Here is an 867-nt window from a genome sequence, read left to right on the forward strand (position 1 = left end):
TAAGCATCACTAGTTTCGCCTTCCGGTATTCCAAACAAGATAAACGTCATTCCAGAATTACCGTCTTCTGCAACGAACGCCGGAACTTCTTCAAAACGCCCAGTCTCTTCCCGTTTAAAAATAAGTCCACCAAGTACAGTACCGAGTTTGCCTGCCATTTCTTCTAACGGCATAACACCTGAAACCTCCACTGTAGCTAGTATGTTTCTCATCGAATTTCACCCATTACTGTCTACCTCGTAAGAAGTAATATTGAGATCCCGATTTTTTTGCCATTTCAGCCGTGCTGAAGACCCTGAACCCAGGAAGTTCAGTTTTCATACCTCCAAGAATTGGACTACTCTGCATGGTATTCCCAAACTCCTGAAACGTACTCTTCAATGATCCATCCAACTTAGTTATATCCCTGAAGAAAGTCTTTTTCGAAAACTGAGCGGCCAAATCATCGCTAACGACGAAGAAATCGGCGTCGTAGCCTTGCGGGCCTGTGTAGGGTTTACCATTTTTTGTGGCGACGGTGCCATCAAATGCAACTCGTTCGCCATTCACGCCCAGTTTCGTGTCGTTCTTCAATCCATCAACAAGACTTCCTCTAAACCCAATACGCGCATTAGGGTCAAGTCTTAATATACTTTCAAGCGACGGCTGTGCTGCATCGCCGATTGTTTTTACGATTTGAGCACGAGACGCATCTCCTTGCACCACCAAGCTATCTTCGAATGACAGGGGCAACCTATTTGCCCCCGCCTCAATTGCCATCGATTCCTTGAACGCAGCAATAACCTTTGGAACTCCGCCAAACATTATGATGTCCTCTCCAAACGAGGAGAGGCCCCCCACATTGTCCCCACGATCAAACGCAAGCAA

At 46.4% G+C, this 867-nt stretch carries 2 protein-coding genes; both read right to left on the reverse strand.

From position 1 onward, the window contains the following. The coding region (locus tag AC1DWI_RS24800; RefSeq protein ID WP_477726129.1) for a hypothetical protein at positions 1-212 on the reverse strand (212 nt) is incomplete at its 3' end. Between the two features lie 13 nt (positions 213-225). Then, positions 226-867 (reverse strand): hypothetical protein (locus tag AC1DWI_RS24805; RefSeq protein WP_477726130.1); only part of this gene is annotated, 642 nt, incomplete at its 5' end.

Source organism: Polaromonas sp. P3_C2 (genome assembly GCF_056402675.1).